15 protein-coding genes are annotated in these 16,259 nt (G+C 45.0%); 8 read left to right on the top strand and 7 right to left on the bottom strand.

Annotation, left to right across the window (positions count from 1 at the left end; translation table 11 throughout):
- Positions 1-141 precede the first annotated feature (141 nt).
- From GF309_01180 to GF309_01200, 5 genes are all read left to right on the top strand, one after another.
- Positions 142-2,778 (top strand): PAS domain S-box protein, encoded by a 2,637-nt coding sequence (locus GF309_01180; GenBank protein MBD3157375.1) that lies wholly within the window; start codon positions 142-144, stop codon positions 2,776-2,778.
- A gap of 428 nt (positions 2,779-3,206) precedes the next feature.
- Positions 3,207-3,767: a hypothetical protein gene (locus GF309_01185; GenBank protein MBD3157376.1), complete on the top strand. Its 561-nt coding sequence runs from the start codon at positions 3,207-3,209 to the stop codon at positions 3,765-3,767.
- Between the two features lie 80 nt (positions 3,768-3,847).
- Entirely contained in the window at positions 3,848-6,622 is a 2,775-nt protein-coding gene (locus GF309_01190) for an FtsX-like permease family protein (GenBank protein ID MBD3157377.1), read from the top strand.
- A gap of 11 nt (positions 6,623-6,633) precedes the next feature.
- On the top strand, positions 6,634-7,518 hold the full coding sequence (locus GF309_01195) for an ATP-binding cassette domain-containing protein (protein ID MBD3157378.1): 885 nt from the start codon (positions 6,634-6,636) through the stop codon (positions 7,516-7,518).
- A gap of 223 nt (positions 7,519-7,741) precedes the next feature.
- Positions 7,742-8,431, top strand: coding sequence for a hypothetical protein (locus GF309_01200; GenBank protein MBD3157379.1), 690 nt, complete (start codon positions 7,742-7,744; stop codon positions 8,429-8,431).
- A 60-nt stretch (positions 8,432-8,491) separates the two neighbouring features.
- On the opposite strand, the gene GF309_01205 is transcribed toward GF309_01200, so the two are convergent.
- Both GF309_01205 and GF309_01210 read right to left on the bottom strand, forming a co-directional pair.
- Positions 8,492-8,767 (bottom strand): acylphosphatase, encoded by a 276-nt coding sequence (locus GF309_01205; protein MBD3157380.1) that lies wholly within the window; start codon positions 8,765-8,767, stop codon positions 8,492-8,494.
- 121 nt (positions 8,768-8,888) lie between these two features.
- On the bottom strand, positions 8,889-9,659 hold the full coding sequence (locus GF309_01210; protein MBD3157381.1) for a CPBP family intramembrane metalloprotease: 771 nt from the start codon (positions 9,657-9,659) through the stop codon (positions 8,889-8,891).
- Positions 9,660-9,927: 268 nt separating this feature from the next.
- On the opposite strand from GF309_01210, the gene GF309_01215 reads away from it, so the two are divergent.
- Positions 9,928-10,812, top strand: coding sequence for a hypothetical protein (locus GF309_01215; GenBank protein MBD3157382.1), 885 nt, complete (start codon positions 9,928-9,930; stop codon positions 10,810-10,812).
- A 176-nt stretch (positions 10,813-10,988) separates the two neighbouring features.
- On the opposite strand, the gene GF309_01220 is transcribed toward GF309_01215, so the two are convergent.
- The 5 genes from GF309_01220 to GF309_01240 form a co-directional block, all read right to left on the bottom strand.
- Positions 10,989-11,471 carry a hypothetical protein gene (locus tag GF309_01220; protein ID MBD3157383.1) on the bottom strand — a complete coding sequence of 161 codons (483 nt, stop codon included), beginning with the start codon at positions 11,469-11,471 and terminating at the stop codon, positions 10,989-10,991.
- Between the two features lie 10 nt (positions 11,472-11,481).
- Positions 11,482-11,958, bottom strand: a complete 477-nt coding sequence (locus GF309_01225) for a hypothetical protein (GenBank protein ID MBD3157384.1) — start codon at positions 11,956-11,958, stop codon at positions 11,482-11,484.
- Positions 11,959-12,047: 89 nt separating this feature from the next.
- Entirely contained in the window at positions 12,048-13,127 is a 1,080-nt protein-coding gene (locus GF309_01230; GenBank protein MBD3157385.1) for an anaerobic sulfatase maturase, read from the bottom strand.
- 11 nt (positions 13,128-13,138) lie between these two features.
- The gene (locus tag GF309_01235) at positions 13,139-14,449 is read right to left on the bottom strand and encodes a sulfatase-like hydrolase/transferase (protein ID MBD3157386.1); all 1,311 of its coding nucleotides are present in this window, start codon (positions 14,447-14,449) and stop codon (positions 13,139-13,141) included.
- Between the two features lie 17 nt (positions 14,450-14,466).
- Entirely contained in the window at positions 14,467-15,477 is a 1,011-nt protein-coding gene (locus tag GF309_01240) for an FAD-binding protein (protein MBD3157387.1), read from the bottom strand.
- A 153-nt stretch (positions 15,478-15,630) separates the two neighbouring features.
- Between GF309_01240 and GF309_01245 the strand changes: the two genes are divergently transcribed.
- Together GF309_01245 and GF309_01250 are read left to right on the top strand one after the other, a co-directional pair.
- On the top strand, positions 15,631-15,870 hold the full coding sequence (locus GF309_01245; GenBank protein ID MBD3157388.1) for a hypothetical protein: 240 nt from the start codon (positions 15,631-15,633) through the stop codon (positions 15,868-15,870).
- A gap of 1 nt (position 15,871) precedes the next feature.
- Positions 15,872-16,243: a hypothetical protein gene (locus GF309_01250; protein MBD3157389.1), complete on the top strand. Its 372-nt coding sequence runs from the start codon at positions 15,872-15,874 to the stop codon at positions 16,241-16,243.
- Positions 16,244-16,259 lie beyond the last annotated feature (16 nt).

The following is a 16,259-nucleotide window of genomic DNA, read 5'->3' on the forward strand; positions in this document are numbered from 1 at the left end:
GATAACCATACCACTCTGACTTGACTCTCTAAGCTGTTCCCTTTCGTCTAGCGCCTTATGGAAACAATTCATAAGGGGAGAGAAGTGGGGGCTTCTATCCCCCTAAATCCTCTACAAATCATAGTTACGGATTGAGTGAATTTGGACAGAAATTCCACAAAATCAGGTGACAGAATCAAACAGAATTGGGAAAGCCGGACTAACCTCGACACTGAGTGGCTGCTTTCTATATTCGAAGGGATGCCAATTCCAATTAATGTCTTTGATCTAGAGGGGAATATTATCGCAGCCAATGAAGCGCTCATCGAATTTGCTGGTGTTTCTTCATTCGACGATTTGAAGGGGTTCAACATATTCAATGACCCAAATATGTCTGCGGAAATGAAAGAGAGATTACACAGCGGCGAGAACATCCGATATCAATCGGAAATCGATTTTCAGCTGGTTCGAGAGTTTGACCTCTATCCGACTGAAAGAACAGATATCGCGTATGTTGAAACCGGTATGACTATCCTTGAATCCCCATTAACGGGTAAGAAAATCGGTTACCTGGTGCAACTAGTAGATATATCCGAACAGAAAAGGCTTGAAACAGAGCTAAAGCAATCTCAAAAGGAGTTCAAAGAGATCAGCAGAGAATTTGAGAGAATACTTGATACAATCCCGGGTATCGTGTTTTATAAAGATCGAAATGGCAACTTTATTCGTGTAAATGAGTATTTAGCAAAGGCTCATGATATGTCAAAAGATGAACTTGAGGGAAAATCCACATTCGACCTCTATCCTGAAAGCCGGGCCGAAGCGTATCTCAAGGATGATTTAGAAGTAATTGAAAGCGGTGAACCGAAAACGAACGTGGTTGAACCTTGGACAACCAAGGATGAAACCAAATGGATAAACACGAGCAAGATACCTCTTCGAGATGATGATGGAAAAATTGTTGGCGTGGTAGGAATATCAATAGATATTACCGAAAGAAAGAGAATGGAAGACGAACTCAAAGATCGCGAGAGACAGGTTAGAAAAGTACTGGAATCTGTCCCCGCTGGAATAGTTATTGTGGAGGCAAAGACCAAGCGAATCGTTGAAGCTAATTCGAAGGCCTGCGAAATAACTGGTTTCGATGAAGATGAACTCGAAGGAGCACTATGCAATAGATATCTCTGCCCCGCCGAAAAAGATGAATGTCCAATTCTCGACTTGGATCAAGAAGTCGATAATTCTGAGCGTACATGTCTTACAAAAGATGGGTCAAGGGTTCCCATACTAAAAACGGTCAAGAAGATAACGCTTGGGAAAAACGAATACCTTCTGGAGAGCTTTGTTGATATATCTCAACAAAAGGGTATCGAAAAGGCACTGCGTGCAAGCGAAAAACGATACAGAACTCTGATTGATGTATTGCCTGCAGGGGTTGCAATCGCGGATTCAGATGAAAAGTTCGAGATGGTGAATCAACCGATGAGTGAGCTTCTAGGCTATGATTCAGAAAAGCTGATTGGCCGGTCATTGTTAGAATTTGTAGATCCAGCTTATCACTCAAAGATTTTTGCGGAAACGAAAAAAAGGGAGAATGGAGTCGATTCCAGTTACGAAATACAGATAATCAACGTGGATGGAGAGAAACGAGATATCCACTTGACAGCGACTCCCCATTTCAACGATTCCGGCGAAGTGGCAGGTTCGATAGGCATATTTTATGACATCACAGAACGCAAAGAATCACAGCGGGAGCTTAGAGAAACAGCCTACCAGCTCCAAGAACGGATAAAGGAAATGGAAGCCCTTTATGCAATGGCAGATCTTTCAAATGAAACGGATATTCCAATGTCGGAGGCCTTGCAATCTGCCGCTCAAATTACAAAAGACGCTTTTCAGTACCCTAACATAACTTGCGTTAGGGTACTATTCGAAGGTCAGGAATACGCAACTTCCAACTTCGAAGAGACTGAATGGAAACTTGAGCAAGATATCTGGTGCGAAGGAGAGAGAATAGGCAACCTACAGGTGTACTATTTGGAATCCCGACCCGCATCTGATAGAGGTCCATTTCTCAGTGAGGAGGTTGATCTTATAGCCTCGATAGCTATTCAGATTGGCGAATACATAGAATTACGAAGAACTCAGCAGAGGAGAGAAGAACAACATCGAGAACTAGAGTTGTATGCATCGCTTCTTCGTCACGATCTGAAAAATGACCTTGGTGCCATACTAGGCAATTTGGATATCCTCAAGATGATTCTACGAGATGCTGACGAGGAGACAAGAAAAACAATCTCGTCTGCAGAGGCAGTTTGCGAAAGAATGAACAGCCTCTTGACCGCTCTCAGTCGTCCCGCAGAAACTATTGAGACCAATTTGTACCGGTTGATAGATAGAATCGCTGGACAAACCACCGAAGAAGAACCGCAGCTTACCATCAATATCACAGCAGACGCTGATGCTGAAGGCGCAAGAATTCCAGCAAGCCGTCTGTTACCAATGGTTTTTGAAAACTTGTTTCGGAACAGCCTAGATTTCATTGAGGAAGATCCAGTAATAGCAGTGAAGCTTTCCAATGAGAGCGGAATGGTCGAAGCTCTGGTATCTGACAACGGACCTGGAGTGGCAGATGAAGTCAGAGATAGTCTCTTTGAGAGAGGTTCGTCAACACGAGGTGGAGGCATGGGTCTATACCTGTCTAAGCAAATCCTAGAGGGTCTCGATGGGTCAATAGAACTGGTTGATGCTTCATTACACGAGGGTGCTACCTTCAGGGTTATGCTACCCACGCGATAATCATCCAGTAGGAAGATGTAATCTAGTAACACTACTCCAAAAAAGATTCAAATACTTTCTATTGTTCCTTAGAATCTGCAGAAAAAGCCGCCAAATGTACATATTCTGGTTGTTATATGGACATAATGAAGCAATGCACTTATACGCGCATAACCAAGACTTTAACTGCAAACTATACTATGAATCATATGTAGTAAATAAGGGCACAATGGGTTTCAACGTGAGCCGACTCTCAGTTCTGGCGTGCGGCTGGAGTCTTGCAGGAGCCTGAGAATAGGTTTCCTGGAACGCGGCGTGCAAAACAAATTAGGTGGTGGCGCGGCAAACGCCGGTTGCTCACTACCATTGTGCCCACCTTCTTCCTGAAAGAAATCATTACACCAATGCGTTGAAACGTTTTCTATTAAGGACCTATGGAGTAACAGTGAGTGATTGAGATGCTAGAATCCACCAAAGCACGGATCGCAATGTGTCATTGTCTGTTCCTGTTAGTGCTAGTCAATCTATTTCTTCCATTCAATAATTATCACACAACAGATATGGACAATTCTCAGTACATTGTATCGCAAGATACCGTCCGTCCCGAGATTTCAAGTTGGAATTTCACGAAAGAAGCTAGACGCGGGGAAGATTTCGAGGTATGGGCTGATGTGACTGATACCGGCTCTGGGGTTAAGAATGTCTCATTGGTGGTTGAAGAGACCGCATCTATCAAAACAGTGCATTCCTTATCGTTCAATAGCTCACTGTACACCGCCCAAATCCAGGCGCTACAAGCCAACAGAACATACGAATTGTTCATACGCGCTTTTGACAATGCGAATAACTCGGCAACGAGCTATAGGCGCTCAATTAATTTGATGATTGCTACGACCACCCGAATAGATCCTAATGCAACATTTGTACCCGTGGTTGTATCAAGCTCCGTTGTTGGAGTCCTTGTAATCGTTCTTGCATACTTCTATGATAGAAAATATGGCGGCGATTAGTTTGTCTGCCACCCACCGGATGATTGATACATTCTCCTTTTATTGTCGTTTCTAGCACACAACTTACAAGCGTGGACACTATGTTCAAGTACGCCATCAAACGAGTGGTTCGAAGTTACAGATTATTCATTGCTCTCACGATTGGCGTACTGGTTGCAACTACGTTTTTCGCAAGTACTAACGTATCGGCAGACTTGTTGGCACGTGATGCTTTGAATGGTGCAATAGACGGCGTTGTCTATGATTTTGTAGTAAACGATGTCCAAGGTTCTAATTGGACCGCCGATACTTTCGAAGAGGTAGAAGAGGAAATCGATGCAGTGTCGCAAATCACTTCGCATACACGGACTACAAGTCTATCCTATGACTACAACGACACCGGCACAACATTCCAGATTCACGGACTCCAGTGGAACAGCAGTATGACGATAGGCATGCAGGTGGTATCTGGGGCCTCTTCATTAGGTCCGAATGAAACATACGTCGTTAAAGGTTCGGAAAACGAATCGCTTTTCGAAATAGGACAGGAAATTACGGTCCCGATAGCGGTCGGAAAGAGCACTCCTCCATTTCAGGAGATTGTTGAATGGAATATGACCGTCGCTGGCTATGTTTCGGTCCCAGAAGATAAATTGTATGCCATAACTCAGAATCCCTTCGCTGGCATTCTACTTGGACCTTACGGATTCGGGGTGGAACTTGAATACAATCTTCTAATCTCAGATTGGAGCACAACCATGTCCCCGATTTTGGATGCCTGTAATCAGGTTGAGAATTCGACACAGTATGGCGTCTTGAACAGCATTCATTGCCGGATTGACAGAGATGCACTCATAGATCCTTACAACATAGACGCTTCTATTGATAGGCTGCGTGAGAAAAGAGAAGCTGTTCTCTCCCGCGTGGAGCGGTTTGGTGCAACGGTTTCATCAAGTCTTACAACTCCCCTACAGCTCTACTCAGCGATTTCCCTGATAATGAATATCACGTTCATGGGCCTCTCGCTTCCAATTTTCTTCATGGCCTACTTCACAGGAACAATGGTTAGTGATGTAGGATACAATCTTCGAAGACGTGAAATCGGGCTGCTTCTCACCAAAGGATACAAACGGGGAACCATTCGGAACATGTTTCTGATCGAGGGGGTTGTAGTTGGAGCACTTGCTGGAGCTGCTTCCATCTTCTTGGGAACTGCTATTTCATTCTTTGTCGTTGCTCCGTCTGGAATGAGTTATCTATCAGTTGTAACGAACAATCCAATCTCCATTGTACTATCCGTTATTCTTGGCATGGTTTTGGCTCTCATTTCAGTATGGAGACCAGCAAACAGAGCATCCAAGTTGGAACTCCTTGATGCCCTGAAGCATTACGTCTATGTGGAGGAGACTTCAGAGTACAAACGACTACTCCCGACGCTCACTTTTGTGCTTGGTACCTACAAAATCGTAATTTGGCTGCTTGGCATTGATATGAACGTCCTGCTCACAAGTCTTAGCCCTGGTAACTGGTTGCTTGCTATTGGGATTGTTGCTTGGCTTGCTATTGACGGGGTTCTGAACACTCTAGGTCCGCTTTTCTTCCTTTACGGGGCGACGAAGCTTTTCATGCGTGGATCTACCAAGTTCCAAGAGTCGGTCGTTAACGCAGGCAAACGTTTCTTTGGAGCTTTTGGAAAAATAGCAACACGAAATGTCAAAAGAAATCCAGCCCGTAATGCCGCTCTTGTCTTTATTGTCTCCCTTATTGTCTCCTACGGTGTATTCTCAATTGGCAGTCTATTCTCTGAATATGATCGTGTGGAGCGTGATGCCCGATATGAGGTGGGAGCTGACCTAAGATTGGAGCTTGAAGGCGAGTTCAATGCTACTGACATAATTGCTAATGTAACTGCGGAAGAAGAGGTTGTACAAGCAACGACTGAACACCGGCTCGGTCTAACGTCTGGAGGAAGAGATATCTCCGCGCGGGGGATTAAACCTCAAGAGTGGCTTGACACAGCATTCTATGAACCAGGATGGTTCATAGGTGATGTGGAGGAGATGATGTCTCAGCTCGAAACAGAAGACGGCATCATTCTATCAGTGAGAATTGCCGATGCATTAGGACTGGAAACAGGAGATGACATTTACGTGAAGGGGCCTTTGGCATCATCTTCATATCGGCTGCGCATTGTAGGTCTCATTGGCTATCAGTCCTTCTTAGAAGCTTTCTTGGAAGACATTGATGTTTCAGCCATGGGATCCTATCCATCATATGTTTCTTGGTCCTTCCTCAATGACACAGGACTGGTCGATACTGCTACCACCAATATTCTGATCGACACTCCATCAGCAACCAATGGAACCCTATTACAACAGGAATTCGATTCCTCCTATCCCGACAGTATCTATCGCAGTTACTCTTACACTAGTCAAATCAAGAATTACTATGAGCGACCAATCGAAAGCGGTATCACCAAAATACAATGGGTAGCAGTTGTGTTTGCAGTCATACTCGCTGTGGTTGGAACAGGTCTGGTAATCATTCTCACGCTTCGAGAGAAGAAGGCTGAGACTGCACTCCTAACTGTTCGCGGGTTCAGCAAATGGCAGCTGTTCAGGACACTGTTCGCTGAGGTTATGGTCATGGTGGGCTTCTCATTGCTTCTTGGAACTGGAGTAGGCCTGATTCAGATATTTGGAAACACGAATCTCCAGTCTCAGCAATATACTGGTTTAATTAGGCCACGGGTCGTGCTAGGTGGTTTACCGGGTCTCAACATGATTCTTGTAGTGATAGCTGTGATTTTGGCTGCGGCACTACCTGTCTACTGGGAATCAAGGAAGCCCGAAACAAAGGTGGATGTTCTTAGATAAAGGTGACAAACATGAATTCGTATATTGAAGCGAAAGATTTGGTTAAGGTGTACCGCCTCGGTGAAGTGGAGGTACAAGCGTTACGAGGTCTTTCAATGAGTGTGCATGAGGGAGAGATGGTTGCTATTGTAGGCGCCAGTGGTTCGGGGAAAACTACATTGCTCAACATTCTGGGAGGAATAACAAGAGCTACTGCTGGCCAGACTGTAATAGCTGGACATGATGTCACAAATGCAAGTCCTGCGCAGCTGGGACGCCTGAGAAGGGACGTTGTTGGCCATATTTTCCAGGAACTCAATCTCATCCCTACTCTTACCGCCTATGAAAATGTGGAGCTTCCTATGCTTGCGGCAAAGAAATCTTCGAAACATCGGGAGGAGCGAGCAACCCATCTCCTCACAGTTATGGGATTGAAGGAGCGAATGAATCACAAACCCGATGAGCTTTCAGGTGGACAAAGACAACGAGTGGCTATCGCTGCAGCTTTAGCTAATGATCCACAAGTTCTCCTTGCAGATGAGCCTACTGGCGACTTGGACACAGAAACCGGCGCAGTTGTTATTGATCATCTTCACACGGTAAACAAGCAGCTTGGCAAAACCGTGCTCATGGTTACGCACGACCCCAGTCAGGCACGGCAGTGTGATAGGATTCTCAGGATTCAGGATGGCCAAATCATATCCGCACAAAGACCTACTGCTGATGATGAAACTAAAGCAGTATCTCGTGTTGATGTTGTTCAGGAAAGAATAAGCGAAATCAAGGAGGAGATGTTTTCTCTCGATAAGCAGGTACGAGACGGCCAGATACCTCCCGCTGAATTCGCCAGAAAACGAGTAGACCTAGAAGAACGATTGGAAGTATTCGAGAAGGAATTACATCGGCTTGGCTTCTAATCCTAATTTCAATCATGTGGGATTGGTTCCCGCTCCGGTATGTGATTGCGTTAGCATTCCTAAATGAACTCCTAGGAAGAGAACCAAAGAAAACATGTATTACGAATAGGTATGATATTGTTAGTCGCTAAAGAACCCTAAGTATTGCTATACCGACGTGATACCGCTCATCTAACTACTTTATATATTTCAAATCAATCTATACTACTGAGGTGCATGATACTTGACAGAGTGGACCGAAGTGGAACTTGACTGGGCATATTTCATAGCTCAGAGTACACTTGAGATGCAGAGAGTCAAAAGGCGAATACCCGTTGGATCTCTGGTACTTGAGAAAGAGAAGGAACAAGATGAAGAGACTGGCCAAGCTTGGATATCCACCTACTATGCTATTGCAGAAGAGTCTGGACTCCGCCGGCTTCCCGGAAAGACACAAGCCACTGATTATGTGACGAAGATGCTGTTGGGATACATGAAAGACAAAGAAAAGATCCCTCCGAATACAAGAATCGATAAAATCTACAAAAATGGAAATGCCAAACTGAAGTATGATCCTTCAGAGTATGACAGTTTTTCAATACACTTAACACCACAGAGCGTTGGAGAAAACGTCGAGAACTTCCTGCGATTACTGGATGAACCGGCAAGAACTAAATTCACGCCTTCTGAGGTTTGGAGAATAGAACCTGCCAAAAGCAGCAGGTCAAAATGTCGGACCTGTGGAGGAAAGATACCGAAAGGGGAGCTTCGATTGGGCGAACCGGGGTACTATGAAGATCATCTTACATACAAATGGCACCATTTCGACTGTAAGGCTGATGAAATCTGGGGTATTCCAAAAGATATGCTGGAAGGCCTTGGCAATCTAGAAGAAGAGGACCAAGAAGAAGTTAAAGAAGAACTATGGTCCTGAAACGGCACAAAAGCTTCTCTCATTTGATTTGAAGGAACTGAGTTGAGAGGCATTTAGCTTCTAGTATCTGATGGAGAAGTCCTCAAAGACACCGGTGTGATCTTCCCAATTTACCTCAACGTCCTCTACCCTTGCAGATCTAGGTCCATCGTGGCAAAACTGAATCATCTCTTTCACTTTGTCTTGATCTCCTTCAAAAACTGCCTCCACTCGACCATCTCGTAGGTTTTTGACCCAACCATTTACTCCTCTTTTTCGGGCTTTTCTTTTCGTTGTCGCCCTGAAAAATACACCTTGCACTCTGCCGCTGATGAAAACGTGAGCTCTCCTCTTCATACATAACGCCTCACAATAACAGGACGAAAATAGCCGTATTCGTCTTTGCTTTTCTATTAGCTTTGCTTCGGTCAATTAAAGAATTCTGAAATCCGAACCGAGTATTGTATGGTTATCGTAGTTACATGAACCAAGCAATAATGCCGCTAGCGAAATCAATCAAGTAATGCGAAGCAATACATGGTACCAAGTTCCTTGTTTTGATGTAGAGTACGCCCCAGAACCAACCTGCTGCAATTTGCCCCGCAAGAGCCAGAAATGACATCATGATGTCTCCATGAGAAGCGGCTATTGGACCAAAGAAATCCGTTGGAATATGCATTAGGCCAAACAGAATACCTGCAATGAACCACGCCTTCTGCTGTCCCAGCGCTCGCTCAAGCTTCGATTGGATTACTCCGCGATGTACTAGTTCTTCAAGGAACGCCGGAGTATAGATGTAGTACAGGAGCAAAGGTATTGGAATAGGATCGGGTGATTCAAAGAGCGCAGGTACGATACCCCAAAGCAAACCAATGACGATCACAAACACTGCTGGCTTCAGATAGAAACTCTTTCGAAATCCTAGGTCAGAGAATTGCCACTTGTTTACAAGTGTAACAAAAGCGATTGGAAATACGAGCATGAGGATACTGTGAAGTGGTACATTGAGGGGGCCAAGCGGTACGTAAGGGTAATATGCGTCTAGTACAAACTGTGAGTATATGAATACGAAAACCGATGCGAATGCCACCATCCAAATAAAAAGAGCCTCTAGAACTTCTCTCTGTGCATTGTCGCTTCCTGGCACCACTTCAGGATAGTCCCCAAGTTTGTCATGAGCCAAGGCGGTGAATCCAATAAGCCCGACTGCATTCCCAATCATCATCACATAGTTGGCAAGGCTTGACATCTCTGTGCACCTGATTTGGTCATACTTGTAGATGCGTCAGGAAAGGGAATGTCTTTTCAATTTTAGTCTGCTGTACTTTCCACTCTATATCATTCAAAGTCCCAATCACCCAGATAATGTGCGATATCTTCCAGAATACTGCTTGCTTAATCCTGAAGCAGATTGAGCATGACGCCAACTAGATGGTTCCAGAATCTGTTCTCATTTTTCTGGCGCGTATAGTCGCAAAAATCGTGATGAAGTAGATTTTTGAAGCATTCAGAGTAAAATGCATTCGGTGTTTAGAACGAGTCTTCCGGTTGTGCTTGTTCATGGAGGAGCTACCAGATTCAAGAATGAATCTCATGCAGCCGTTCTTGAGGCTGTATCCAAGGCCGCAAAACAAGGAATGTCAGTCCTCGAGTCTGGTGGATCTTCGCTTGATGCTGTTGAAAGTGCTGTCTGGCTTTTGGAAGAAACGACGCTATTTACTGCGGGCAGGGGCGGTTGCAAGAACAGTGAGGGTGTTGTTGAGTTGGATGCAATAGTCATGGACGGGCATCGACTTCAGAGCGGCGCCGTCATGGCTGTAACCGATGTCATTCATCCTGTATCTTTGGCTCGATATGTTATGGATCGTACGCCCGTGGCTCAAGTAGCTGGCAAAAACGCGACGAGACTTTATGAAAAAATGATATCGGAAGGTTATCGAAAGGAAAGAGCAAGCGGAGAATCAGGATTACCAGTCATAGCCGATCCATGCGATACCGTTGGTTGTGTTGCGGTGGACGAACATGGACGAATCGCAGTAGCTTCTTCAACAAGTGGGTGGCCAGGAATGTTACCTGGTCGCGTTGGTGATACAGCCGTAATCGGAAGTGGTGTCTATGCAAACGAGGTTGCAGGAGTCGCGTGTACCGGCAAAGGAGAACAGATCCTACGTATATGCATGGCAAGAACAGCGGTTTCCTATATCGAACAAGGAATGGTACCTTCGAAGGCAGCTGAGAAGGCAGTACGTGTACTGAGGGAGAAGACTGCTGGTCAGGCTGGCCTTATTATTCTCGATGCAGAAGGTGAGGTGGGACTGGACTATGATACTCCTCACATGCCTGTTGCTCTTTGCTTGGACGGGCCTGAAATCGTTATTCAATCAATGAAGCCCAAGTTGTGAGTGTTACGCGGGAAATTATCACTACCGATTTCTGTACAAGAATTGAGTTATCCTATCTCGGAATCTAGGTACACAAGAAAATGAGGAGCCCCAGATGGGGCGTACAAGGTCACTCTGACACCGGAACATCCTAAACAAATCAACGCCAGAACACTACGTATGATAACTAGTATTTCCTATTTCCCGTCGTTTTCTATGATTGCCAGAATCTCCTCTTCAATTGTTGGAGTCATTTTTGGTCTGGTCTTGATTCTCCCGACTTCTTCGCCATCTTCATCGAAAATAATGATAGTTGGACTGCTCGTGATGCCAAAGGTATCTACTTCCTCTGGACTTGGCGGTACTGCCCAGTGCTTGTTGGATGGTCTTCTAGGCTTCTCCATTCCCCCTAAAGCTCTGATTTCAATACCTGTTTCATCTTCTAGAAGGGAAAGCACTGGCACGGCCTTTCTAGCGTCACCGCACCAATCTGCGAATACGACAATGAGCGTGTAGCTATCAGCATATTTTTTGAGTTCCTCAACGGTATCCTCGTTGAGCTGATATCTTTCACGCACTGTCTGGTACATCCTGCTATAGCGAGGATTCATTGATTGAATGTAGCTTGTGCAAGTAGGGCATTCCTCTTGTACATCATTCAGATTGGGAATTCCAACCACCCTCCGTATCCTACTCCTCGCAGATGATATCGCTGCCTTTTTCGCCTTTCTTGGGTTGCAGTGGATATTGTTTTACAAGCGATACAAGTTCCTTTATGTCCTTCTGATGTCTCATCTCGTCTTCTCGCAGATGACTCAGAAGCTTCCTTGCTACAGGATTGTCCATCTCTTCAATAGCTTGGCCGAGGTAGTCTGACATCTGTTTCTCTTGTTCCAATAGTGATTCAAGACGTCTCTCGAGCTGAATCCTCTCGGTATACCGATCTACTTTTGCGCTCCATGTATCACAAGGCGCTTCATTGAGCAAATCAATCACACCTTCAAGGAATTGTTGGTGCTTCCAAGTGTCAAGTCGCATAAAGAGAAGTACTAGACGGACAACTGCTTGTCTAGACTCACCTTCATACTCTGAAAGCTGCTCAAGAGTACTACTCTCTACATCAATTTGATTCTGCAAAACATCCATGAGCTTCTGTTGGTTCGACAAACCTTTTTCACCTCAATAGTTTTCTTCACTATCGTTAATTACAACTTCACTAATAAACCCATCGTTTGAGACTATTAATTTCATAATCATTATACCAAATTTGTCTTAGAATCTAACCAGGGCTGAATATGGGCAAAAAGCTTTCTATACCCTTCGCATAGGAACGTCCGGGCTCCTTCTAAGCGGTCCTTAGGACAACCTCCGTGACACAATCCCCACCAAGGACAATCAACACATTCTTCCTTTGTTTGAGCCTTCCGCTGTTCAAATTCGCTTCTGCGAGATAGAACATCCTTCCACGATACATCTCTGAAATTGCCGAGGTGTTCATCAGGGAACACGAAAAAATCGCAGGGATATATGTCTCCGTTATGCTCAATGACGAGATATCTCCCACAGTCCTTAGATATTGAACATAGTGATGTCTGTTGTCTGCCGGCAAGGTTCTCAAATATGGCATCAAACAGACGGATATGAACTTGCCTTGGGTTATCTTCTTTCTTCCACTGATCAAACAAAGTACATAGGAATTCCCCATATGCTCTTGGCTCAACCGAATGATCCTTCAGCTTCCCGGTATTTTGGTCAATATCTGCGGCAGGAATGAACTGTAAATGCTGGAACCCTTGTTGTCTATGAAATCGATAAATTGTGCGGGCATTTTGCATGTTGCCCTGATGAATGACTGTGAGAATATTGAATTGCACACCATGTTTCTTGAGCAAATCAGCACTATCCATTGCTTGTTGCCACGTACCCTCACCCCTAGCTGAATCATGGATTTCTTTTGGCCCATCTATGCTTAAGCCTACAAGGAATTTGTATTCTGCCAAGAACTCTGCCCAGTCACGGTCAATCCTCGTGCCGTTTGTCTGTAACGCATTGCCAATTCTCTGGCCCTTATGACCGAATTTAGACTCAAATCTCACAGCTTGTTTGAAGAATTCAAGTCCAGAAAGTGTTGGTTCGCCACCCTGCCAAGAAAACACGCTTGGACTGAATCCCAATTGCAAGTAGCTCTTAACTAACTCACGAAGAGTATCGGTTGACATAACAGTCCGTTCTTTGTTGGAATAACAACGCTCTGGAACATCAAGATAGAAACAATAGTCACATGTGAGATTGCACATACCGGATACCGGCTTAACCAGCAACTGAAATGGTCGCACTACTCTGACACCTAAATTGTCTCATAGAACAACGAAGCTTCCTTATCTTCGTCTGCCTCTATCTTGCCTTCCAAAATGGGATCACTGGTCCGTTTCATCCAATCGAGGGTCTCCCTCTTGAGTCTCGCTTTTGTATCCGCATACGTAGAGTCATCAGCTAGATTATTCCTCTGTAATGGATCTTCATGAAGGTCATATAGCTCTTCTTGAGGGCGAGGTTGATTGTACTTCTCTTCGCCGAAAGCTTCAATGAATGCCCTGCCTGCATCAGAATTGCGGATGTCATCCGGCATTTCAAACAGGAATGGGAGCTCTTCCATGTTCCTAATGTACTTGAAACGGGTGCTCCTTGTACCTCGCATAGGATTGTAGCCTATATCATGATACGTTAGTTCAGCGTGTATGAATTCCCTCCCGATGAACTCTTCCTCAAGGAGCAATGGTGCATAGCTTCTACCCTCAACTTCCCTAGGAGCTGGGAAACCTAGAAGGTCGCATAGGGTTGGAAGAATGTCCACATTCGAAACCAGCTGCTCTATTCTGCGACCTGCTATGAATTTCTCAGGCCACACCATTATGAGGGCTGTTCGTATACCTGGATCATACAGTGTACATTTGGCTCGAGGAAAAGCTATGCCATGGTCAATAGTGAAGATGAAAAGTGTATCATTTCTCAGGCCATTCTCTTCTATGGATTTCCTTACCCTACCAACTGCATGATCGAGAGCCTTCAGGGATTTTTTGAAGCGGGTGAAATCGCGTTTCATGCCTGGATGTGCAAAAAGGAACGGTGGAAGATCAGCAAGATCGTCGCCATCTTCAAAGTGTGGGAATGGCCTATGAGTTTCAAAAACTCCAATCGAAACCAAAAACGGATCTTGGTTGTCACTCACACGTTCGAAGAAATCCTGAGCTTTTGGAACCACTGATTGGGTGAGGTATGGAAAGTCTGTCCTATCACTTACCTCCTCATAGCCGAGTTCATGCGGATCATTGGTCTCGTGTTGGAGGCCGATTAGATGTGTTGAATAGCCGGCCTCTCTGAAAACTTCTGGGAGTGTCTTGTTTTCAGATGGTAGCTTCCATCCATAATTTACCAGTCCCATTAGCCCATTGCTGTGTGGATACTTGCCAGTCATGATGCTTCCCCGTGAAGGCGTACACTGAGGTGCCGTACAGAAGTTATTGGTGAACACGACGCCTTCTTCAGCAGTCTCATCAATCTCAGGCGTTTCTACTGGTGCCCCATAACAACCAAACTGTGTTCCTGAATCATGGCTTGTGAAGATAACAACATTGGGCTTTTCTTGTCTATCTTCCATAGTTTTGTCTCCATGATTCAATAGAGATGAACAATCTCTCTACAGTCAGGATGATCGAACATTTCTTCCTTCTCGTACTCATTCCCAAGGAACTGATTTATCATCAGCGCTGCGTAATTTGCTGTTCCGGTTGCCATTGACACTTGTTGAGTAATCGGACGCACATCACCGGCTGCCCAGACTCCTTCAATGTTTGTTTTCCCTCGCTTATCCGTCAGGATGTTTCCATTGGAATCAACTTCGACGCCGAGGTCGACTGCCAGTTCTGAACGGGGCTCTGCGACATGAGCTACGAAGAATACCTCTGAGCGGATACTCTCTCCGTTTTCCAATTTTACTCGCTGTACCTTCCCAGGCAGAGGAAATTCAATTTCCTTTATTTTCCCATGCATCCATTCAAACGGACTATCATCCAACTTGGATAAATCCTGTTCCTCAAATGGCATGTAAGCATCTTCTGTCATCAGAATCCTGATTCTGTTAGTGAATCTTGACACGGCGTGTGCTACATGCAAAGCACTTCCAGTAGTGCCTGTATTCACTACTAGTACGTCTTTGTCCTTGCATAATGGAGCTTCACAATCAGGGCAGTAGAAAGCACCATTCCCTACGTTGGCGACTGGTAACCATTTCCTCCATTTGCCATCTACTCTGGGATGTTTTCGGGCTGTGCCAGTGGCGAAAATCAGAGTTTTTGAATGATATTCGTTTTCATCCTGTGTTCTATAGCTACGCTTGGTCTTAACTGTAAACTCTGGATATTCTCCTGAAACTTCGACGACATTAGCAGCTTCATACTTTGCACCAGCGGAACTAGCAACTCCCTGCAGTTTTCTCAGTAGCGAGCGACCTTCATGGTAGGTTCCTTCTGAAGCAAAATTCATGATGCTGTTAGTATGAAAATGCATGGGTGATGTTCCTCTATCCAAAATCAATACAGATCTGTCATGGTATGCCAAATGCAATCCTGCTGAACACCCTGCTGGTCCACCACCAATTACTATTGTATCAAGAATATGTGATGACATTGGAAGTACCTATAGTTTTCAATTGCATTTAGCCACATAAGCTTAATCTACCCTGCTTTCAGTTCTCTGTTCTAACAGGATAACATAAGGAGTTGAACCAACCTGCGAATCCTTTTCCAATGCCCGGAGTGCGGTAAACCCGCAACTGTAGAAATGGATGACCCCGAAGCTGAGGCTGTCAAGAAAAGGATCGCTGATGAGGGGAGGTCACCTACCATGATTGTGAACTGCTCTGATGGTCACGAGTTACTAATAACACTCTACATGAACGGTGGAAAATTGGCTGTTCGCGATGTCGTCGTTCCAATGAGAGCCGAAGATGAGGATACTGGCGATGACAAATCATCGTCTGAAATTGACTGGCTCAAGAAAACATTTGGAGGTGACAGTTAGCATGGTTCTGCGATTGGCGGCTAGGGTAGAGCTTGACGATATGGACTTCGACGTAATATACCCTGATACAGAGCCAGACGAAGAGAAAATTGCCAAGTTGACTGGAATAGTTCAGCTGGTCTCTCACGCCCTAGAAAGTAGCGAATCATCTAACCCCTGTGCTCCGATGTTTATGAAATCAGAACATGGAGTGATAGGCTATTGCCAAGTCGACGGCTATGTCATGATCTGTGAGGGCGACACAGAGAGAGAAACTGAAGATGCTCTCAGAGCCCTGCTCAACAGTCCAACGGCGAACGCTGTGGAATTGGAAGAGAATCTCGAGCGGGTGGTCAATAAGACCGGCAAGGAGATTGGGGATCTGTGGCGTTGATTTCAGAGTACGAATC

This window comes from Candidatus Lokiarchaeota archaeon (genome assembly GCA_014730275.1).
Classification (GTDB): domain Archaea; phylum Asgardarchaeota; class Thorarchaeia; order Thorarchaeales; family Thorarchaeaceae; genus WJIL01.

Bases quoted from the DNA above. Each gene is read 5' to 3' on its own strand.
- GF309_01205 (MBD3157380.1), bottom strand. From the start codon at position 8,767: ATGAAGAGGAGAGCTCACGTTTTCATCAGCGGCAGAGTGCAAGGTGTA.
- GF309_01250 (MBD3157389.1), top strand. From the start codon at position 15,872: ATGGTTCTGCGATTGGCGGCTAGGGTAGAGCTTGACGATATGGACTTC.
- GF309_01210 (MBD3157381.1), bottom strand. From the start codon at position 9,659: ATGTCAAGCCTTGCCAACTATGTGATGATGATTGGGAATGCAGTCGGG.
- GF309_01190 (MBD3157377.1), top strand. From the start codon at position 3,848: ATGTTCAAGTACGCCATCAAACGAGTGGTTCGAAGTTACAGATTATTC.
- GF309_01195 (MBD3157378.1), top strand. From the start codon at position 6,634: ATGAATTCGTATATTGAAGCGAAAGATTTGGTTAAGGTGTACCGCCTC.
- GF309_01245 (MBD3157388.1), top strand. From the start codon at position 15,631: ATGGATGACCCCGAAGCTGAGGCTGTCAAGAAAAGGATCGCTGATGAG.
- GF309_01240 (MBD3157387.1), bottom strand. From the start codon at position 15,477: ATGTCATCACATATTCTTGATACAATAGTAATTGGTGGTGGACCAGCA.
- GF309_01235 (MBD3157386.1), bottom strand. From the start codon at position 14,449: ATGGAAGATAGACAAGAAAAGCCCAATGTTGTTATCTTCACAAGCCAT.
- GF309_01215 (MBD3157382.1), top strand. From the start codon at position 9,928: ATGCATTCGGTGTTTAGAACGAGTCTTCCGGTTGTGCTTGTTCATGGA.